At 51.9% G+C, this 19,526-nt stretch carries 13 protein-coding genes and 1 pseudogene; 6 read left to right on the plus strand and 8 right to left on the minus strand.

Annotation, left to right across the window (positions count from 1 at the left end):
• Positions 1-47: 47 nt before the first annotated feature.
• A complete protein-coding gene (locus B153_RS0125545) occupies positions 48-2,879 on the minus strand; it encodes a sialate O-acetylesterase (RefSeq protein ID WP_245564945.1) in 2,832 nt (943 codons plus the stop codon).
• 393 nt (positions 2,880-3,272) lie between these two features.
• Here B153_RS0125545 and B153_RS0125550 point away from each other — a divergent pair, with 393 nt between their 5' ends.
• Positions 3,273-4,724: a sulfatase family protein gene (locus tag B153_RS0125550; protein WP_245564946.1), complete on the plus strand. Its 1,452-nt coding sequence runs from the start codon at positions 3,273-3,275 to the stop codon at positions 4,722-4,724.
• A gap of 1 nt (position 4,725) precedes the next feature.
• On the opposite strand, the pseudogene B153_RS38615 reads toward B153_RS0125550, so the two are convergent.
• The 4 genes and pseudogenes from B153_RS38615 to B153_RS0125565 form a co-directional block, all read right to left on the minus strand.
• Positions 4,726-5,070, minus strand: a pseudogene (locus B153_RS38615) (TipAS antibiotic-recognition domain-containing protein); the annotation flags it as partial.
• 12 nt (positions 5,071-5,082) lie between these two features.
• Positions 5,083-5,499: a MerR family transcriptional regulator gene (locus B153_RS38620; protein ID WP_020599594.1), complete on the minus strand. Its 417-nt coding sequence runs from the start codon at positions 5,497-5,499 to the stop codon at positions 5,083-5,085.
• A 569-nt stretch (positions 5,500-6,068) separates the two neighbouring features.
• The gene (locus tag B153_RS0125560) at positions 6,069-6,653 is read right to left on the minus strand and encodes a hypothetical protein (RefSeq protein WP_020599595.1); all 585 of its coding nucleotides are present in this window, start codon (positions 6,651-6,653) and stop codon (positions 6,069-6,071) included.
• Between the two features lie 165 nt (positions 6,654-6,818).
• Entirely contained in the window at positions 6,819-7,235 is a 417-nt protein-coding gene (locus B153_RS0125565; protein WP_020599596.1) for an OsmC family peroxiredoxin, read from the minus strand.
• Between the two features lie 190 nt (positions 7,236-7,425).
• Here B153_RS0125565 and B153_RS0125570 point away from each other — a divergent pair, with 190 nt between their 5' ends.
• On the plus strand, positions 7,426-8,019 hold the full coding sequence (locus tag B153_RS0125570) for a Crp/Fnr family transcriptional regulator (protein WP_020599597.1): 594 nt from the start codon (positions 7,426-7,428) through the stop codon (positions 8,017-8,019).
• Between the two features lie 144 nt (positions 8,020-8,163).
• The gene (locus B153_RS0125575) at positions 8,164-9,024 is read left to right on the plus strand and encodes a DUF2306 domain-containing protein (protein WP_020599598.1); all 861 of its coding nucleotides are present in this window, start codon (positions 8,164-8,166) and stop codon (positions 9,022-9,024) included.
• 4 nt (positions 9,025-9,028) lie between these two features.
• Here the strand turns inward: B153_RS0125575 and B153_RS0125580 are convergent, their stop codons facing one another.
• The 3 genes from B153_RS0125580 to B153_RS0125590 all read right to left on the minus strand — a co-directional run bounded on the left by B153_RS0125580 (position 9,029) and on the right by B153_RS0125590 (position 13,089).
• Positions 9,029-9,349, minus strand: a complete 321-nt coding sequence (locus tag B153_RS0125580) for a hypothetical protein (RefSeq protein ID WP_020599599.1) — start codon at positions 9,347-9,349, stop codon at positions 9,029-9,031.
• A gap of 251 nt (positions 9,350-9,600) precedes the next feature.
• Positions 9,601-11,151, minus strand: coding sequence for a glucuronyl esterase domain-containing protein (locus tag B153_RS0125585; RefSeq protein ID WP_020599600.1), 1,551 nt, complete (start codon positions 11,149-11,151; stop codon positions 9,601-9,603).
• A 15-nt stretch (positions 11,152-11,166) separates the two neighbouring features.
• On the minus strand, positions 11,167-13,089 hold the full coding sequence (locus tag B153_RS0125590) for a sialate O-acetylesterase (protein WP_020599601.1): 1,923 nt from the start codon (positions 13,087-13,089) through the stop codon (positions 11,167-11,169).
• Between the two features lie 358 nt (positions 13,090-13,447).
• On the opposite strand from B153_RS0125590, the gene B153_RS0125595 reads away from it, so the two are divergent.
• The 3 genes from B153_RS0125595 to B153_RS0125605 all read left to right on the plus strand — a co-directional run bounded on the left by B153_RS0125595 (position 13,448) and on the right by B153_RS0125605 (position 19,431).
• Positions 13,448-14,881: a TolC family protein gene (locus tag B153_RS0125595; protein ID WP_157634853.1), complete on the plus strand. Its 1,434-nt coding sequence runs from the start codon at positions 13,448-13,450 to the stop codon at positions 14,879-14,881.
• Between the two features lie 100 nt (positions 14,882-14,981).
• Entirely contained in the window at positions 14,982-18,209 is a 3,228-nt protein-coding gene (locus tag B153_RS0125600; RefSeq protein WP_020599603.1) for an efflux RND transporter permease subunit, read from the plus strand.
• Positions 18,210-18,252: 43 nt separating this feature from the next.
• On the plus strand, positions 18,253-19,431 hold the full coding sequence (locus B153_RS0125605; protein WP_245564947.1) for an efflux RND transporter periplasmic adaptor subunit: 1,179 nt from the start codon (positions 18,253-18,255) through the stop codon (positions 19,429-19,431).
• Positions 19,432-19,526 lie beyond the last annotated feature (95 nt).

The following is a 19,526-nucleotide window of genomic DNA, read 5'->3' on the forward strand; positions in this document are numbered from 1 at the left end:
ATGGATGATAAATGAAACAATTTTAGTGCCATCCGTTAACATCAACGTTACTTTACCCGTACGCTAACAATCGCTTCGTCGTCCTCCCCATTGGTGTAGCCGTTGCCTGGCGTGGAGTCAGGGTCCGATGGGGTGACACTCCATACCTGACCCTGGAGTGTTCCTGAACTGGGGACCTGAACAAACAGCGACATGCTCCCCTTATTACCTGCCGAGATGGGGCCTATATTGGCGGTTACGGACTGCCCGCTGATGGTCAAGCCATTGGTAACGGCCAATTGCCAGCCTGTAGGGAGTAGTGTTTTCAGGGTTACATTGTTGGCCATCGCCCCTCCGCTGTTCGTTACAATAAAGGTGAACTTGGCTACCTGATTGGGCGTCAGAACGAGCTGGTCGCTAACAATAGCCAGACTCAGATCCGCTTTTGTTGGGTCAGTAAGGGGCTGATTCGATTGTACATTAGGGAGCGGTACCTGGTTGGGATTGGGTGAAACGCTCACATAATCGCTGCGCTCCAGTGTGCGTAAATCGACTGTAGCTTCATCGTCCTGCCCGTCGCCCGTACCCGACCCCGGCTGGCTATCCCAATCCCGGTGGCTGCTGGTCATAATCTGAGCCGATGTCAGGAATGTGCCAGCCTGATTGGCCTTGATCTGAAAGGCAAAGGGCAGGGTGCTGCCCGCTTCCAGCTTTCCCGATTTCATCCGAACCGTATTGGCGTCGGCATTCACATTGGCATCCGTTGTATTGACAAAATCAATTCCTGCTGGAAGCAAGCTTCGCAGGGTTACACTGTCAACAGTGGCCGGTCCATCGTTCGCCAATACTAATGTCAGGGTGACTGGCTGATTTACAGAAGGGCTACGGCTACTTAGGACCATCGAAATGGAAAGGTCGGCTTCGTTACAGAGCGAAAAGGGTGGGCTGGGTAAGGTTGCAATACTAGGGTTGCTGGTCACTACCCGAATGCGGTACTGGTCACCTGAGGCCAATGCCGGGGAGAGTGTAACCGTAAAGGGGCCAGTAGCCGTAACACTGCTGATCGTTGTTTCATTGGTAAACGAACCGGCTGGGTCCGATAGCCGCACACTATAAATCCCGTCTTTAGGTCCATCAATAACATCGATGGATAGGGTAAGCGGATTTGTGATGCAAACAGGTGGGGTAGGCGTATTATTTACTGTCAGGAGAGGCTGAATAAACGTAGTTGGTTCTTTCTGGTAAAGGATTTGTCGGGCGTCGATAAACGTAATGTCGAACCACATCACCTGACTCGTATTGCCCTGTAGCCGTAGCGAGTATCGGTATTTGCCAGGCGTAACCCCCCCAACACCGACTGCCTGGGGAGGATAATTTCGGACATAGGTAAAATTGGCAAACTCTTCATAATCGGGTGCCTGCGACATGGGTGGGGCCAGATACCAGCCTGTGTCGGTGAACGTTCCTCCATCGATGCGTTCAAGTTTAATTTCAACCGGAGCCGTTGATTCTACCATGGCAAAAAAACCATGTGTATAGGAATCGTATTTGTACGAAACACGCCGGATGGCATCGGGCACCGTGCCGCCCAGAACAGGCTGGCGTAACACACGGGTTAAGGGGGCAGGCGCAGCCGATTGCTGGATGGCAAACGGTTCGCTGAGGGTGCCCAGAATGACGGGGTTGGTTGAGCGGGTTCGGAGCCGGTATTGGCTGTTGGGCAGGTTGGATGGAATCTTTATTAAAATCGGATTTTCCGTCGTGGGAGAGGACTCGTAAACAACCGTTCCATCGCTGGCCCGAACGATTTGAGCCACGTACTGACCCGATGGCTGATACGGGTTGCTACGAAGTGAGGCTACTGCCAGTGTATCGCCCTGCCGACGCAGAAGGGGTAAACTGTATCCGGTGGTAATCAGGGCACCAGGATCGTTCGGCATAAAAGGGACCGCATTCTGAAAAAAGGAAGTCGTCAGGGCCTGATCCCAGCTATTGGTAAATCGGACCAACCCTGGTCCTTTCATGTGAATATTGTCTGGCCGGTTTGCAGTCCCTATTATACTATCGCTGGCTGGACCGGGAAACGCATTGGTTACATTGGCAATGAGCTGATTCTGAGCTGCAATAATATTCGCGTTGGTCTGGCCGTTATTGTAACTCACGCGCGAAATCATCCAGGCTAACGGTTGCGAACCCACCTGCTGCCGGCTTTTCTCAATAACGGCACTGATATTGTTATAATACGTTTGGCCACTAACGTTGTAGTAGGTGTCGGTTTCGCCCTGATGCCACAATACGGCCCGGGCGCCGGTTCGGGACACATAATGCAGCAGCGCTTCGCCCAGTCGCCTGTAGACCGACGAGTTGGTGGTAGTGCCCATATTGCCAACGGCTCCCTGCTGCCACTCACTACTACTACTGCCTCCTAAAGCGGCTCCCAGAAACAAAACGGGTACATTTAAGCGTTGCACCAGCTTGTCGCCCAGGGTACTCCATAAATGTGGGGGCTGGCTGGGGCCTATAGAACTGCCATAGCTGATTTTGCTGAATTGTAAGGGCAAAAGCTGTTCGCTGATGCTATCCTGCCGGAAATCGACGCAACTCACGCGATCTTCGACCGAACTCGAGACACGCTGCAGGCCGCCAAATACGTTCGATTGACCCGCTACTACAAATACCTCGCCCACGCCCACCCGATCAACCTGGGTTTCTGCTATAATTACCGACCCGTTTTTGGCTCTGACCGCCAATCGATACCAGCCGCCATTTACGGCTACCTGCCCCCGGAAGGAGGAGGTTCCTGATAAAAACGAGAGTGACGACCAGTTTGTAAGGGTTCCCTGCGTAGCCGAGATCGGTATAAAACGGGCCTCAACCAGGGTGGCATTGGTCGGTGCCATGCCAGTTATGGTAACTGAGGCCTGGTTCGCTAAATTACGCTGAAATACCATCCTGGTTACCGGACTCGTAATCGTGAGCTGGGCATACAGGGTAGTAAACGGCAAAATTGCCAGTATTAAAAATACTAGCTTCCGTAAAGGTGAGTACATAGAGGATCTATTAAATGGATAGGATATTAAATCCGGTGACAAATAGTGTGCCTAAGATGAATGAATGGAATATTGTTTTTAGGATCGGTAGTGCATTTGTGCCAATTGCTCAGGCAGTTAGGGTGATTTAAGAGGAGGAGTTTACAGGCGATGCGAGGAAAAAGGTATTATTGACGAGGTATTTCGTTTTTGATTATAAGTACTATGCTTATTCTGGGTTTAATTGATTGTTTATCAATAGGTTTGATTTTGTTGCAAGGGTTGGCAAAAGGCCCCGAAAGGCTTCAGGACGATAGTAGATCACCCGTTGACCAGCGGCCTAACATCGTTCTGATTGTTGCCGATGACCATGGCCGCGAAGCTGTGGGGTGTTATGGCAATACGGCCATACGTACCCCTCATATCGATCAGTTAGCAGCCGATGGCGTGCGGTTTTCGAACGCTTTTTGTACCGCAGCCAGTTGTAGCCCCAGCCGCTCGGTAGTATTGACAGGTATCCATAATCATGCCAATGGTATGTATGGCCTGGAGCATCAGATTCATCATTTTCGCTCCTTCGATACGGTACACGCACTGCCCGTTCGGCTCGAACAGGCTGGCTATCGTACGGCCCGTATTGGCAAACTGCACGTAGCACCAGAATCGGTCTATCGTTTCCAGCGGGTACTCGGTGCGGGTAAAGTCAATGATCCGGCTTCAATTGGCCGTAGCCCTGTTGAGATGGCGAGGGGGTGTTATGAGTTTATGACGGAGGAGCCAGCGAAACCATTCTTTCTGTATTTCGCGACCGATGACCCGCACCGCAGCAATACCATCGCACCAGATGGTTCGCCCATCTTTGATGGTACAAAACCGAATTTGTTTGGTAACCGACCGGGTGGGTATCCGCAGGTGGGCGATCATTTCTACCAACCTCGGGAAGTCAGCGTGCCGGCCTACCTGCCCGATAATCGGGCCAGTCGGATGGAACTGGCGCAATATTATGAAGCCATTAGCCGGCTCGATCAGGGTGTTGGTCGATTGGTGGAATATCTGAAGGAGACAGGCCAGTATGATAACACCCTGATCGTTTATCTGTCAGACAACGGGGCTCCCTTTCCGGGTGCCAAAACGAATCTGTATGAACCGGGGATGCGGTTGCCCTGCATCGTGAAACTGCCCGGCCAGCACAAACGCGGTTTCGTGCAGGAGGCTATGATCTCGTGGGTCGACCTGATGCCTACATTGCTGGACTTTGCGGGTGTAGACGTGAACACGATTACTACCCATGGCCGTTCGTTCCGATCAATTGTTGAGCAGGCATCCGTAACGGGCTGGGATGATGTGTATGCTTCGCATTCGCTGCATGAGGTCACGATGTATTACCCGATGCGGGTTCTGCGCGAACGGCGCTATAAGCTGATTTTCAACATAGCCCACGAATTGACGTACCCAATGGCGCTCGATCTATATCAGTCTTTTACCTGGCAGAATGGCCTTAAGAAAGGGGAGATACGATACGGCAAACGAACAGTAGCGGCTTATTTGCACCGCCCGCGTTTTGAACTTTACGATATTCTGGCCGACCCCGATGAGGTCCGCAACCTGGCTACCGATCCGAAGTATCGGGAGGTACTTACCCGGATGCAGGCCAAACTAAAGCAGTTTCAGAAGCAGACCCAGGATCCGTGGGTAAGCAAGTGGGAGTTTGAATAGTTTAGGACAAAATCTGTGTGTCGGCAAAGTAGACCATGGCTTTGTGCAGGAAAGCCGCGTATTCGGGGTTTTCCTTGCCGTTCCGGACCGTAAACCGAGGATCGTCGATGTACAGTTGCGCCAGCCCTTTGTAGGCTTTGGCCATATCCTTCGACTGACAAGCTTGTTCGCCCCAAAAACCTCGGATGTTGGCATAATGCCGGGCAATCTGTTGTTGTACCGCCGGACTGGTTGGGTCCTGATCAGTCAGGCTTAGCAACATCTGTGCAATAGCCTGCTGATCGGCTTTGAGTTGCTCAAAGCCAGCTTTTCCTAATTGCTTCAGCTTGGCTTCGCTGTTCTCAACGGTTTGGCTACCTTACTTGTCAATCGCTTCCAGCCGGTAGTCTTTACCTTTTGGAAAGCCTTCGTATAATTCGTCGTTGGTCAACATGATTTGTTCGCCTTTTAGGGTTGAAATGGTTTTGTCAATCGTCGTCAGTAGTTTTGAAAGCCGATATTGCCGAGCCTGAAGAGCTAGTTTATGACTTTCGAGGGCTTGCAGCGTGTTAAACGCCGGGTTTTCCAGGATATGCAGAATCTCCTCAAGTGAGAAATCCAGTTCTTTGTAAAACAGAATCTGCTGCAGGCGGATCAGCTCTTTTTCGCCATACAGTCGATACTTAGCCTCGGTCCGGACAGATGGTTTTAGTAGGCCGATCCGGTCGTAATGATGGAGTGTACGCACACTGACACCCGCCAGTCTGGCCAGCTTATTGACCGAATAATACCGCATAATAGACACTTGTTTGGATTGCCCTGGCAAATGTAGGCTATGACGTAAGGGGAGAGTCAAGGAAAAGTTTCACTTTTTTTTCATGATCATATCACCTGATCGCAACGCGGCAACATTCCGCCATTTTTGCCCAATACCGCAGCTTCCCGCACCTTGTTACAACCGTATCGACCGTGGCCGATGAATGAAAGGGTCTGGGATTTATCGCTGTTTTCAGGGGTTTTATCCCTGAAATTCGACGGTTAATCAATTTATCGTAGGAGGAGCCAGGCTGAACCGTCATTTTTGTAGCGTCCCTTCCAACAGTAAGCAACAACTACCATGAAATTCAAACACTGCTTAGTACTTAGTCTGGTTCTGTCATCATTGATGATTGGTTCCCTAATGGCGCGTAGCCTCAAAGTTCAGCATAAGGCATCTGCAGCGATGCACCAAGCTCATTAATTTCGCCAGCAGCGCCCCAAGCCGAACGCCCCCATCGTGATCGAATCTCTGTAGAGAGCCACAAGGCCATAGACGTTCGATCACGATGGGGGCGTTCGGCTTGGGTCGTATTGACAGATCAAACGCTAGTTGGCCAGAACGGGTCGGGGTAGCCGATTGACCAGCCAAAGGCAGAATAGTGCGTTGAAGATCAGGGTAAAGGGGATGACCGAAATGTTTTTAAAAAAAAGGATGATTGCCCATTCCGACGATTGATCGGAAATTAGTTGGCGGGCTTTCAGAGTAATGTATAAACAGGTCTCGTAGGCAATGTGGTCGATCAGTTTATTGAACAGTAGGGCAATCACTGAAAACACGATCAGATTGGCCACTAAGGCTCCCCACCTGGTTCGGAGTTTTTGGATTGCCAGCCGCCCGTTCTGCTTTCTGCCCTGTTTGTCCGTGACGATCTGAACCAGCCGAACGATGCCTGTTCGGATATTGGTAAGGCCCAGTGCATACAGGAAAATCAGAATCCGGGCCGACTCCACAACGACTTCCAGCAGAACGTGCGACAGGGGGCTTATGGGACCGAAGGCCTTCAACTGAATGCATCGCCCGATAGCGGCAATCAGGCCCAGGCTAAAAATAAATCCGAAGTGCTTTTTGCAGAATTGGATCGTTTCAACTGTCCAGTCGAGCGCTTTGAGAAGGTTGGTAGATAAGGTCATGGATCAATCGGTTATATTAGCGTAGTATTTGGTTCTAAAAGGGCTGATAGCCAGTAAATTACTGATGTGTTTAAAAGTTGTGAGGACGCGAAGGCGCAGGGCAGTACGTATTGATTTGCACTGCCTGCGCCTTTGCGTCCTCACGGTTTAGGTTCTATACGCTGTTTAGGCCAGGGTAGCCTCAACGCTAATGGTGGTATTGAATAGCTTGGAGATAGGACAGTTATGTTCAGCATGGTCGACCAGTTCGTCGAATTTAGCCTGATCCAGGCCAGGCACTGCGGCTGTAAGTGTCAATTTTGAGCTGGAAATTCCACCATCTTCGAGGGTGATGGCACAACTAACGTCCAGTGAATCGGCTGCGAAACCGGCCTGTTGAATGTTGAAAGCCAGTTGCATAGCGAAGCAACCTGCGTGGGCGGCCGCTACCAGCTCTTCGGGGTTGGTGCCGACTCCATCGGCAAACCGGGTGTTGAACGAATATTGGGTTTTGTTCAGAACGGTGCTGGCGGTGGTCAGGTCTCCTTTTCCATCTTTTCCGGTTCCAGTCCAGTGAGCAGAGGCATTGCGTACGATTTTCATGAGCGTAAACTTTAAATTGTTTTATGATTTGTTTTTGATGCCTCAAAGGTAGCCGGGCACTTTTTGCCAATTTTTCACCTATGTTAAAAAGAGAATAAACGATTGAACACGGATTTGTAGGAATCTTGTGATGTACGCAGATCTTGGCAAATCATAAGAATTCGTGTCCAATTGGAAGTAACGAATAGCTATGACCACTACGAAACACACGACCCTACATCAGCATTTGCAGCAGTTTGCCCAACTCTCCGAAGAGGATCTCAGGTTAGGTGATTCGTTCTGGACGGTCAGAAGCATTGCCAAACATGAGTATTTTAATTTTCAGCACTCCGTATGTCGGCAGGTGGGGTTTATTCTGAAAGGGATTTTTCGGGTGTATTACATTGATCCCCGAACGGAGCAGGAGCACAACCTCTATTTTATTCCTGAATATGCCTTTCTGACATCCCTGAAAAGCCTATTGACCAAAACGACCTGTCCATATCTGATAGAAGCCCTGGAAGATGCCGAATTGCTGGTGATCGACTACGACCATCTACAACAGCTCTACGCGCAGTCGCATGGATGGGAACGCTTTGGGCGGTTGCTGGCCGAGCAGTATTTTATGGTCAACCAGACCCGTTCGGAGAGCCTGCTGACCCAGTCGGCCGAGGAGCGATATATGGATTTATTGACCAATCAGCCCGGTATTATGAATCGGGTATCGCTGGGGCATATTTCGTCTTATCTGGGCATTAAAGGGCCGTCGCTCAGCCGCATTCGGGCGCAGATAGCGCAGAAGTAAGGGAGCCTTGGCCCTTACTACTTTTATGTGTGTTCCATTCTGGTTGACTATTTTCTGCAAAACCGATGGGGATTCGTTCTATGTATTCTAAATTTAGGCAATATACCTTCCTCTGACGACTTACCAGAACGACTCACCAAATCCATGCCGAACCTCTCTACAGAAGCACCTGTTCAACCAACCCATCCGTCTCTTCTGGCAAAACCGAGTGTAACCATCCTGCGCTGGACGAGCCTATTGCTGGTGATAACGGTATGGACCAGTGCCGCCTTATTTGGGCTGTATATCCTGGCCTTCTATGCGGCTGCCTTGTATAACGGCGACATGAGCCGTTGGAATCAGATGCTACCCCGGTTATATGAGCGGGACACAGCGATTGCTACAGCCGGTATAGGGCTGCATTTTGCTATGGGGGGAATCATCCTCGTGTTGGGAAGTATTCAGTTGATCGAAGCTGTCAGAAATCGATTTCCGGCAGTGCATCGCTGGATTGGGCGTATCTATGTGCTGGCTTCGCTCCTGGCGGCTGTGGGTGGATTGATCTTTATTGGCGTTAAAGGAACAATTGGGGGTATCTACATGGATATCGGTTTCGCACTCTACGGAATCCTGATGGTTGTGGCCGCTATTGAAACCTATCGCCATGCTGTGGCGGGTCGTGTCGATACCCATCGGGCCTGGGCCTTACGATTGTATGCACTGGCGATTGGCTCCTGGCTCTATCGGATGGATTATGGCTTCTGGGTGCTGCTGACCGACGGTCTGGGGCATACGCGTTCGTTTAGTGGTTGGTTCGATCACGTTATGGACTTCTTCTTTTACCTGCCAAACCTGTTAGTCGTTGAAGCATTTATCCGGGTCGATCGATACAAAGCGTCGCCCATTCTCCGATTATCCGCATCGCTGGTGCTTCTGGTGGCAACGGGCTTGCTGGGGTTAGGGACTTACTACTTTACCCTGTACTACTGGGGACCTGCCATCCTGCGGTGGTTATCCATCGCCTAACTGTTCAATACCCTTCGTCCAGAACAAGGTAGAAGTTTTTATAAGCTGTTGACTGATCGGCCTGTTGAAGCGTTACGGTCAGCAATTCGACGTGGGTATACGCATCAAATTTGACAATCCGGCTGTCGGTTACCTGCTGTTGCTGAGTGTCTGCCTGCGCCTGCACAAAGGCCAGGGCTTCTTCCCGTGAGTCGAAACTGCCGAGCAGATTACCTAAGTCCAGAGTAGGTTCCTGAGCGGGAAGTTCACCCATTGTATTGGAGATGGGCGATTCAACGGGTACTGAAGAATCGGTGGGCGAGGTGCTGTAAAGTTCGATAGTCATCCGTATGAAAAGTAGATATAAACGGATAACTAGTTTCAGGCGAAGTGGTTAAAAAATAACGGGATACCGATGCGAGCCTATGTCGCATACGTAGTGGCCCGGCTTTGTCATACTGCGGAACGAATTATCTTCAGTTAGGGCTACCTAAGTGGTTTAGGGTCTGGATGCTTCGTTTCGTAGCATGACAAAATCGTCGTTTGGTTGTAAGGCGGCTAAACTTAATCGGCTTGGCAAGCAATGGCTCAGAACCATTACTTCGCCACCCGTTCGTAGTTTAACAGCTTACTGGCCCAGGAAATAAAATACTGAAAATTAGGGGCATCGGTATGGCCGCCGTTATGCTGGCGCCAGGCTAGTTCGCCGTTCATCAGGCCGGTCAATACGGGCGGCATCACATCTTTATTGAACGCACTGTTGGCACTCAGGTCTTTGGCTCCCAATAGCTGGAAAACGGGCCCGGCCGCTACCGTGGCCTTGTAACTACCCATCTGATCGAGCCATTTGGCATCCCCTTTTTCGGGAATTCCGTAGCTGACGAATGTGGGTCTTGGTGCACAAAGGGCCAGTAATTCATGCGAATCGACGGGAAGGTCGCAGCCGGTTTTAGGGCCAGACGAGGCTTCCGAAGCGGCATATTTGAGGTAATTGCCCGCCATCCAGTGGTACTCGCCACTACCCGCCAGACTTTCGACCGCTTCGCCAAAAATGCGCCGTTGCAGCGTAGCCCCCCCTTTGCCCGACGAACCGATCAACACCACCGCAAATCGCTGATCGAAGGCCATCGCGACCAGGGCTGCTTTTCCATAGCGCGAAACCCCTTCAATAGCCACCTGTTTGGCGTTCACCTGTGGGTCGGTTTCCAGATAATCCAGCACCCGCGAGGCTCCCCAGGCCCAGGCCCGTAAGGCACCCCAATTGTCCGGTTTGCGCGGTTGTCCCTTATTGACCAACCCAATAATGCCTCGGGTAAGGCCAGCGCCGTTGTCGGCCTGAATGCTGCCTGGCTCCAGCGTACAATAGCCCCAGCCAGCCGCCAGCAGTTGCTCGGTCGGGGGGGAGTCACCATTAGGGGCGGGGGCAAAGAAATTGGGGCCGGGCAGTCGGGTGATGGGCGAGTAAGCGGGGTATTTATCGAAGATGGCTTTTAGCTCCGGATCACTCTTGATCATCAGCTCCTTAAAGGCTGCATTGATCTTTTCCATCTCAGGAAGCGAAGGCTGAGCCGGGGCCGGTAAGGTAGGGAACCCGAGCATGATCATGACAGGGACCGGACCTTTTACGTTCTGGGGCAGCACCAGCACCATGTTGAGGTTTACATTGATGAGTGGGTAGTCGCTGTTATCGACCCGGCCAATCATGTGTCGGGCAATCACGGGAATACGGCCCACAAATTCGTTGTCGGTGACTTTCGCTGTCCAGGTCACTTTGGGTACGTTGGCTGGGATACGCCCATACATTTCCCGTTCAAAATCCTCGATAAGTTCAGGCCGACGTACACGCCACCATTCTTCGGGCTTGGTTATATTCTTGCCTTTTCTGGTGGTCAGGACATCGGGTAGTTGCGGGCAGGGGTTGGCCTGCGACTCATCGTAATTAGCATGGTTCGGGTCCGATTCGTTGCCACTTGGGCCTGGCCTTAGTTTTTTGAGCCCCAGTTGCTGCATCATATTGGCCTGGTCCTGCTGGGCCGTCATAGTTTTCAGCGGAGGGTATTTACTACTGTCGATGGGGGCTTGCTGGGCGATGGCCCAGCAGGGGAGGCTCATCAACAGGGCTAAAGTCAGATGGTTTGGAAAATACATAACGGTTTAAGAGGCTTAGTTATCGGTTCGGAACGGCGAAGCAGGTAACCCTTCTGTATTATAAAGATTTGGATTCACGGGATTGTCGGCCCAGGCGTATCGCACGTATTGCGGAGAAGGCACTTCGTCGCTCCATACAACCACTTTATCGCCTTCGATTTTTGCCTTTGCCCAGACAAATTTTTTATCACTGCCCGCAATAGCAAACTCCCCCAGTTCTTCCCCGTCGTTGGTAATCAGCCCACTCCCTACATTAGAAAAACTAATGGTGATCCTATTGCCGTCGACCTTTGCCGATTGATATAAGGGGCCCGAAGAAACCAGATTTTCGTGATAAGCTGTTTTCAGAGCGGCAAGGGCCAGTCGTTCGCCTACCGACCGTTTGTTGTCAGGGTGAATATCATTCCATTCGCCCAGGTCAATGGCTACAACCATAGCGGTATTCGGGATGGATAGGGCTTTGAGTTGACCTTCCCGCAGAATAGCCCAGTCGCTTTCGGAAGGGAGGTAGTTGTAGTCCATAAAGCCTGGAAGCTGGATGAATAAAAACGGTAGCTCGCCCTGTTGCCACTGAGTCCGCCAGTTTTTGATCAACGCTGGCAACAGCGTGCGGTACTGCTCAGGTTGTCCGGCGTTGCTTTCGCCCTGGTACCAGCAAAATCCCTTGATGGCGTACTTGATTTCGGGGGCTACCATCGCATTATACAAAGCGGCTGGCTGATTCTGAGCGGCAATACTACCACCAAACGAACCTCCAGCAGGTCGGTAAACGGTGCCGACTTTATACTGCCAGGTCCCTTTCAGGTCAACGGTATCGGCTCCCGCAAACACACAATAGGGCTTGTCGGGTACAAAACCGCCTTTGCCCGCCATGTTCGTCACCCGCACGACAAACACATTTTTACCCGCTTTCAGCAAATCGGCCGGAACGGCATACCGACGCTGTGGGTACTGATAGGTGGTCCGGCCTACCGATTTGCCGTTGATATAGAGTTCATCGGCATCGACGATTCGACCCAGAAATACGCGGGCAGGTTTTCCGGCCATTGAAGCCGGAAGGGTAATTTCCCGTCGATACCAGACTACGCCATTCAGGTCTTTTATTCCCTGATCTTCCCAATAACCGGGAATGTTGATAGGGCGCCAGCCTTTGGGCACATAAGCTGGATCGTACCATTTGGTAGCTCCGGTCAGACCTAAATCGACGGGAGGAGCAGGCCGACTGGAAGGCTGTCGTCGGTTGAGGCTGTTGATGTACGTGGTGTCTTTGTTCTTCTCAAGGGTCGCTTTCAGGGCGGAGAAATCGGTCAGGCCGTCTTCGCTCATCCAGGCTTCAATGGGTGTACCGCCGACACTGGCGTTGATGATGCCGATGGGTATCCCGTACTTTTCATGAATTTTTTTGGCAAAGAAATACGCGACGGCCGAGAAGGGACGAACATCGTCTCCGACGGCGGCTTTCCACTGACCATTGGGCAGATCGCTCTGAGGGCCTTGCAGATTCGTAAGGGTGGGTATCCAGAATTGCCGAATCTGCGGATCGTTGGCGTTCGCTATTTCGTTGGCGTAGGTGACGTCATGGATGTTGAGCTGGTGAACCATATTGCTCTGACCGCTACAAAACCACACATCCCCGATCAGAATATCGTTTACGGTTACTTGAGAACTACCCACAATGTCCATGCTATACGGGCCCCCTGCTGCTGTGGGTGCTAGTTTGACCTGCCATTTCCCCGTGGCATCGGTTACAGTTTTATAGGTTTTCCGGTTAAAACGCACCGTGATTTTTTCGCCTGCTTTCGCCCACCCCCAAATGGTCAGGGGGGTATCACGCTGCAACACCATCCCGTCGCTGATTAATCGGGGTAATCGAAGCTGAGCTTGCAGGGGTTTTGTTGACGTACACAACAAAAAAACAAGGAGCAGGCGTTTCATCATACGGGTGTTAGCTAGATGTAGACTCTATGCAATCGGTTGCAGAAATTGTGCGAAAAATAAACCGCCAGTACAAATAACTTTTCCAACGACGGATTGCGGTTCGAGTTCAAAAAGCATAGACTATCGGTTTACTAACTATTCGTTTTCCATAAAAAAAGCCAAAGCGGATAATACGTATGGCTATTGAGTTATACCCTAGCCTAAGTTAATGGTTCCGATAGTAATATAATCGTGTGTTTTACGAAGAGTTGGGCCATAAACGTATGCTCAAAGGTCTGGTTTCCCAAATGTTTCCAAAATTGATGCTGTGTTTTGCGTATACCTGACCGTCGGCTAAAGGACCGTCGGGTGCATGAACATGACGAGCTTTTTTTTCGCTTACGTTCGACAGCGGCTTTTAACACCGGGAAGTACGTACTGGCAAACCGGGTGTCTGCTGATTGGACTGAGCCTATTCGGGTTATCTTCCTGGGGCCAGTCTCTTACACTGAATCAGGTGGTAGAGCAGAGCGTTCGACAGTATCCTTTCCTGAAAGCAAAGCAGGCCGAAATCAATAGTGCCGAGCGTCGGGTAGAGGCTAGCCGAACGGAGTTGATGCCGATTATGCTACTCCAGCATCAGTACAACTACGCCACCAGCAACAGTCTGAATGGTTCGTTCTTTCCGAATGAAAGTGTTAATATATCCACCTCGGGGGGAGTACGACCTGTGGCCATTTCGCAGGCTAGCTTCGGTAGCTTTTCGACCGCTTCCATCGAATGGCGGGCTATTACGTTTGGGCGGGTCAAAGCGAATATTGGCGTTGCCAAAGCCGATCTGCAACGGAGTCAGGTCGATTATGATAATGAAGTGTTCCAACATCAGGTGCGCACCATTGATGCGTATCTGATGTTGCTGATCAATCAGAAACTGGTGCAGATTCAACGGAGCAATCTGGACCGGGCCGAAACCTTCAAACGGGTGGTCGACTCGGGCGTTCGGTCGGGGATGCGGGCGGGTGTCGATAGTGCACTGGCTACCGCAGAGGCTGTTCGGGCGCGTTTGCTCCTGCTCGAAAGTCAGCAGTGCGAGCAGGTACAACGGCTCCGACTCTCCGAACTGACGGGTTTGCTACAGGCTAATCTTCGGGTCGATAGTATGCGTTTTTATGCCGATCTGCCCAACGACGCTTTTCGGTCGGATTCCATTTCGCCCAAAAACCCAACTCTCCGCCTGTTTGAATCGCAGATCAACCTATCGGCGGCCCGGAGTTTAGCCACGCAACGGTCGGGTATGCCGATGATTTCGCTGGTGGGGGTGGGCAATGCCCGTGGATCGGGCTTCGCTAACCAGGGTGATGTGTTTCTAAACAATCAACTCAATGGCCTGGGCTATCAGGTGGGTAATTATCTGGTAGGTGTGGTAGCTCGGTGGAATGTAACGAATCTGCTGCGTAGTCGACGTGATTATCAGGCCGACCAGTTTCAGGTGGAGCGGTTCCGGCAATTGTTCAATGAGCAGCGATTGCGCATCAACCGACAGTATCAGGAAGCCGATACGCAGTATGACGTAGCACTGGAACAGGCCCGTCAGGCGCCACTTCAGCTACGAGCGGCTCGTCAGGCATATGATCAGGCGAAAGCCCGCTATACCAGTGGTTTGACCGATTTGCCGACGCTTCTGCAAAGTGTAGTTACGCTCAATCGGGCGGAAGTCGACGGTTACGTAGCCATTAGCAATGTCTGGCGGTTTCTGCTGCTGAAAGCCGCTGCCGACGGTGATTTGTCCCTGTTTATGAATCAGATACGGTAGAGATGCATCATTGCGTCTCCTGTAAGCCAGCAGTTTGTAAGCCATAACCATCCGGTCATGAGACGCAACGATGCGTCTCTACACATAAAAATTAAACAGTATGAATTCAATCATTCGATCTGCGCTGCGGAAGCCGATTTCGGTGGTGGTAGCGGTTATGGGACTTCTGTTTTTCGCGGTGATGTCGCTGTTTACCATTCCGGTCGACATCTTTCCGAACCTCGACCTGCCCACCATTTACGTGGTGCAGCCCTATGGCGGCATGGCTCCCGACCAGATGGACGGCTTTATTGCTACCCGCTACCAGGACCACTTTCTGTATGTATCCGGTATTCGGGATGTTGAGGTGAAGACCATTCAGGGCCTGTCGCTGATCAAGCTGCAATTCTATCCGGGTACCGATATGGCACAGGCAGCGGCCGAAGTTGCCAACAACGTCTCACGGGCAAAAGCCTATATGCCCGAAGGAACGGTGCCACCCCAGGTTGTACGATTCGATGCCAGTTCGGTGCCGGTAGGGCAGTTGGTCTTTGAAAGTCAGAGCCGATCTCTGAACGAAATTCAGGATTTTGCGTCGTCACGGGTGCGGCCCATGTTCTCCCGGATTCCGGGTGTATCGAGTCCGCCACCGTTTGGCGGCAACCAGCGGACGGTAGTTATCCGGGTGAATCCGCAACTGGTACGTAGTTATCAGCTTACGCCTGAAGAGGTCATTAAAGCCATCACGAGCAACAACCAGCCATCGCCCGCCGGAAACATTCGGATTGGCGATAAAGCGTTGATGACGCCCGTAAACTCGCTGGTAAAACGCCCGGAAGATTTTCTGAATATTCCCATTCGGATTGGCACCGGCCCAACGGTGTTCGTGCGGGATATTGGAACGGTAGAAGATGCGGCCGACGTAACGGTGAGCTACGCCCTGGTCAACGGTCGACGGGCGGTATACATTCCGGTGGTCAAAAAATCGGATGCGTCCACGCTCGATGTGGTGAATAACATCCGCAAGGCAATGCCCGAATTGCAGGCGGCCGTACCCGAAGATGTGAAGATTTCGTACGAGTTCGACCAGTCGGTGTACGTGACCAACGCACTCAAAAGTCTGGTGACCGAAGGGGTGCTAGGTGCCATTCTAACGGGCTTGATGGTACTCCTTTTCCTGCGCGACTGGCGAAGTGTGATCATTGTTGTACTGACCATCCCGATCTCGGTGCTTTCGGCGGTGATTCTGCTGAATCTGTTCGGGCAAACCATCAACATCATGACCCTGTCGGGACTGGCGCTGGCGATTGGGATTCTGGTCGATCAGGCTACGGTGACGATCGAAAATATTCACCAGCATCTGGAAGAAGGGAAGCCGAAAGCGGTAGCGATCTGGGATGCCTGTAGGGAAATTATTTTCCCGGAATTCCTGATTCTGCTGGCTATTCTGGCCGTGTTTGCTCCGGCCTTTGTGATGAGTGGCATCCCTCGTTCGATGTTTCTGCCCCTGTCGCTCTCGGTCGGGTTTGCCATGATTGCCTCGTTCATTCTGTCGCAGACGCTGGTGCCGGTGATGGCCAACTGGCTACTGAAAGCCCACCCAAAACACGAAGCACCAACCTTGGCACTGGATGCTCAGGAACGCCACATGATTCTGGATGAAGCCGCACATCCGGTGAAACATGCAACGGGTTTCGAGAAATTTAAGCAACGCTATACGGCTCAGCTCGAACGGATTATAAACCGTCGGGGGCTGGTTGTGGGAGGCTACCTGATCGGGTCGCTGGCCATCATTGTGGTTTGTTTTCTGGTGATCGGGACGGATATTCTCCCCCACGCCAATAGCCACCAGTTTCAGCTTCGATTGCGCGTTCCCGATGGTACCCGTGTAGAACGGACGGAACTGGCTACGCTGAAAGTGCTCGACATCATCAAAAAAGAGGTGGGGCCTGAGCATCTCGAAATCTCATCGGCTTATGTCGGTACGGTGCCGTCCAGCTATGGTACATCGAATATTTTTGTGTTCAATAGCGGCCCTCACGAAGCCGTTTTGCAGGTGTCGCTTCACGAAGATTTCCCGGTGAAGATGGACGATCTGAAAGAGCAGTTGCGCGCTCGAATTGCCAATGCCTTGCCCAACGCCCGCATTTCGTTCGAACCGATTGAGTTGGTCGATAAAATCATGAGCCAGGGTTCGGCTACGCCCATTGAGGTGACCGTAGCCGCCAAAGACCTGGCCGAAGCGGGACGGTTTGCCAATAAGATCAAAGATCGGATGAGCCAGATTGCCTATCTGCGCGATGTACAGATTGCCCAGCCGTTGGCGTACCCAATCCTGAACGTGACCATGAACCGCGAACGGGCCGGGCAGTTGGGGGTTACCTCTACGCAGGTGGCCCGGTCGATGGTGGCGGCTACCTCGTCGAGTCGCTTTACCGATAAAAATCTCTGGCTCGACGATTCGAAGGGGCTGGCGTATCAGGTGCAGGTACAGATTCCCGAATACCAGATGGCCAATACCAACGACATTGGGAATATCCCGTTGAAAAGTGGTGAAATGCGTCCGCTCCTGTCGGATGTCGCTACGTTTTCGGAAGGAACAGCCCCCGGCGAATACGACCGCGCTGGCCCAAATCGACTGGTAACGGTGACGGCCAATCTTCAGAAAAAAGACCTGGGTACGGCCCAGAAAGCGGTTATGCAGGCTATCAAAGACGCTGGCGATCCACCGCGTGGGGTCATTGTAGAGATGCGCGGCCAAACCCGGCTTCTGGCTGATACCTTAAGTAGTTTGCAAACGGGGCTACTGGTGGCGATCATTATCATCTTCCTCTTGCTGGCAGCGAATTACCAGTCGTTTAAGTTATCGCTGGTTATTCTGGCGGCTATTCCGGCGGTAGTGGCGGGGGCGTTGCTGATGTTGCTGGCCTGTGGTGCTACGCTGAATCTACAATCTTATATGGGGCTGATTATGTCGGTGGGGGTATCGGTCGCCAATGCCATTCTGATGGTGACGAATGCCGAGAATTTACGACTGGAGATTGGGGAAACCCGTAAGGCTGCTGTGCTGGCTGCCAACAGCCGGATTCGCCCGATTCTGATGACCAGTATTGCTATGATTGCCGGGATGGTGCCGATGGCTTCCGGGCTGGGTGAAGGGGGAGATCAGATTGCGCCACTGGGTCAGGCCGTTATCGGTGGGTTGATTGCGTCTACGCTGGCCGCATTACTGATTCTGCCCTGTGTGTTTACGCAGCTTCAGGCCAAAGCCGCCATCCAATCGGTATCGCTCGACCCCGAAGATCCCGATAGCAAATTCTACCATCCCGAACTAAGTACTACAGCATAACTCATCATTGGCAATTGGACGTTAATAGCTTAAGGAGATCGATATGAATCCAGTTAAAATTAATCAAATGTCGAGCAATTCGCTCGTTCGCTCTTTCACTCTTTCACTCATTGGCGCGTGTATCGCTGCGGGCGTGGTCGCCTGCACTACGGCCAGTAGCGACAATAAAAGTCCCGCCAAAGCGCCTGAAATTCAGCAGGTAGTGGTGGCGAACGTGCAGGCGCTTCAGCCTAGCAAACGGGTTACCCTCCCCGGTGAGCTGAAGCCCTGGAATCGGGTCAGCATGTACGCCAAAGTAAAGGGGTTTGTCCGGGATGTTTCGGTCGATCGGGGTACTGTCGTTCGCAAAGGGCAGGTACTGGCGCGGCTGGATGCACCTGAAGTGATTTCCGAACTCAGTCAGGCGCAGGCGCAGTTACAGGCGCAGGAAGCTACGCTGGTTGAGCAGACAACCCGTGCCCGCGCCAGCAAACTGACCTACACCCGGCTTTTGCAAACGGCCAAAATGGAGGGTGCAGTTTCGGCCAATGAACTCGATCAGGCGCAGGCCCGTATGCAGGCCGACAGTGCTATGGTAGCCGTAGCGCGGGGTACGGTGCAGGCATCCCGTTCCAATTACCAGGCCAAGACCGAACTGCGCCAATACCTGACCATTACGGCCCCATTCGATGGCATCGTTATCGAGCGGAATATCAGCCCCGGCGCATTGGTTGGTGCGGGCGATAGCGGCAAACCACTGTTTGTGCTGGAAGATAGCCGTACATTACGCCTTACTGTCGCCATTCCTGAAACCTTTGCGAATCAATTACCCAGGAATAGCTCGGTTTCATTCACAGTCAACGCCATGCCCGACCGTCGGTTCAATGCAAAATTGGCCCGTTCGGCCCAGAGTCTGGTCGAAGCCAATCGGTCGATGATGGCCGAGTTCGATGTGCCGAATGCTTCACACGAACTCAAAGCGGGTATGTATGCCGAAGTGCAGATGCCCATTGAGCGTACGTCCAAAACCCTGTTTGTGCCCACAACCTCGGTCGTTAGCTCCAGTGAGAAGATGTTTTTGATAAAGGTTCAGGACAATCGGGCACAGTGGGTGTCGGTTCAGAAAGGTAACGTGCTGGATAGTCTGGTCGAAGTGTTTGGTGACGTTCAGCCAGGGATGACCATTGTTAAAAAAGCCTCCGAAGAAATCCGCGATGGTCAGGAAGTGAAAGCCGTTCAGTAAAACTGGAGTATTTGCCAAAGGAAATACCCCGGTCGTTTCTGAAAATTCCTTTCGCGAGCCAGTCACTTTACGTTAATTTGTTAACGATTTGACGG

This window comes from Spirosoma panaciterrae DSM 21099 (genome assembly GCF_000374025.1).
GTDB classification, from domain to species: domain Bacteria; phylum Bacteroidota; class Bacteroidia; order Cytophagales; family Spirosomataceae; genus Spirosoma; species Spirosoma panaciterrae.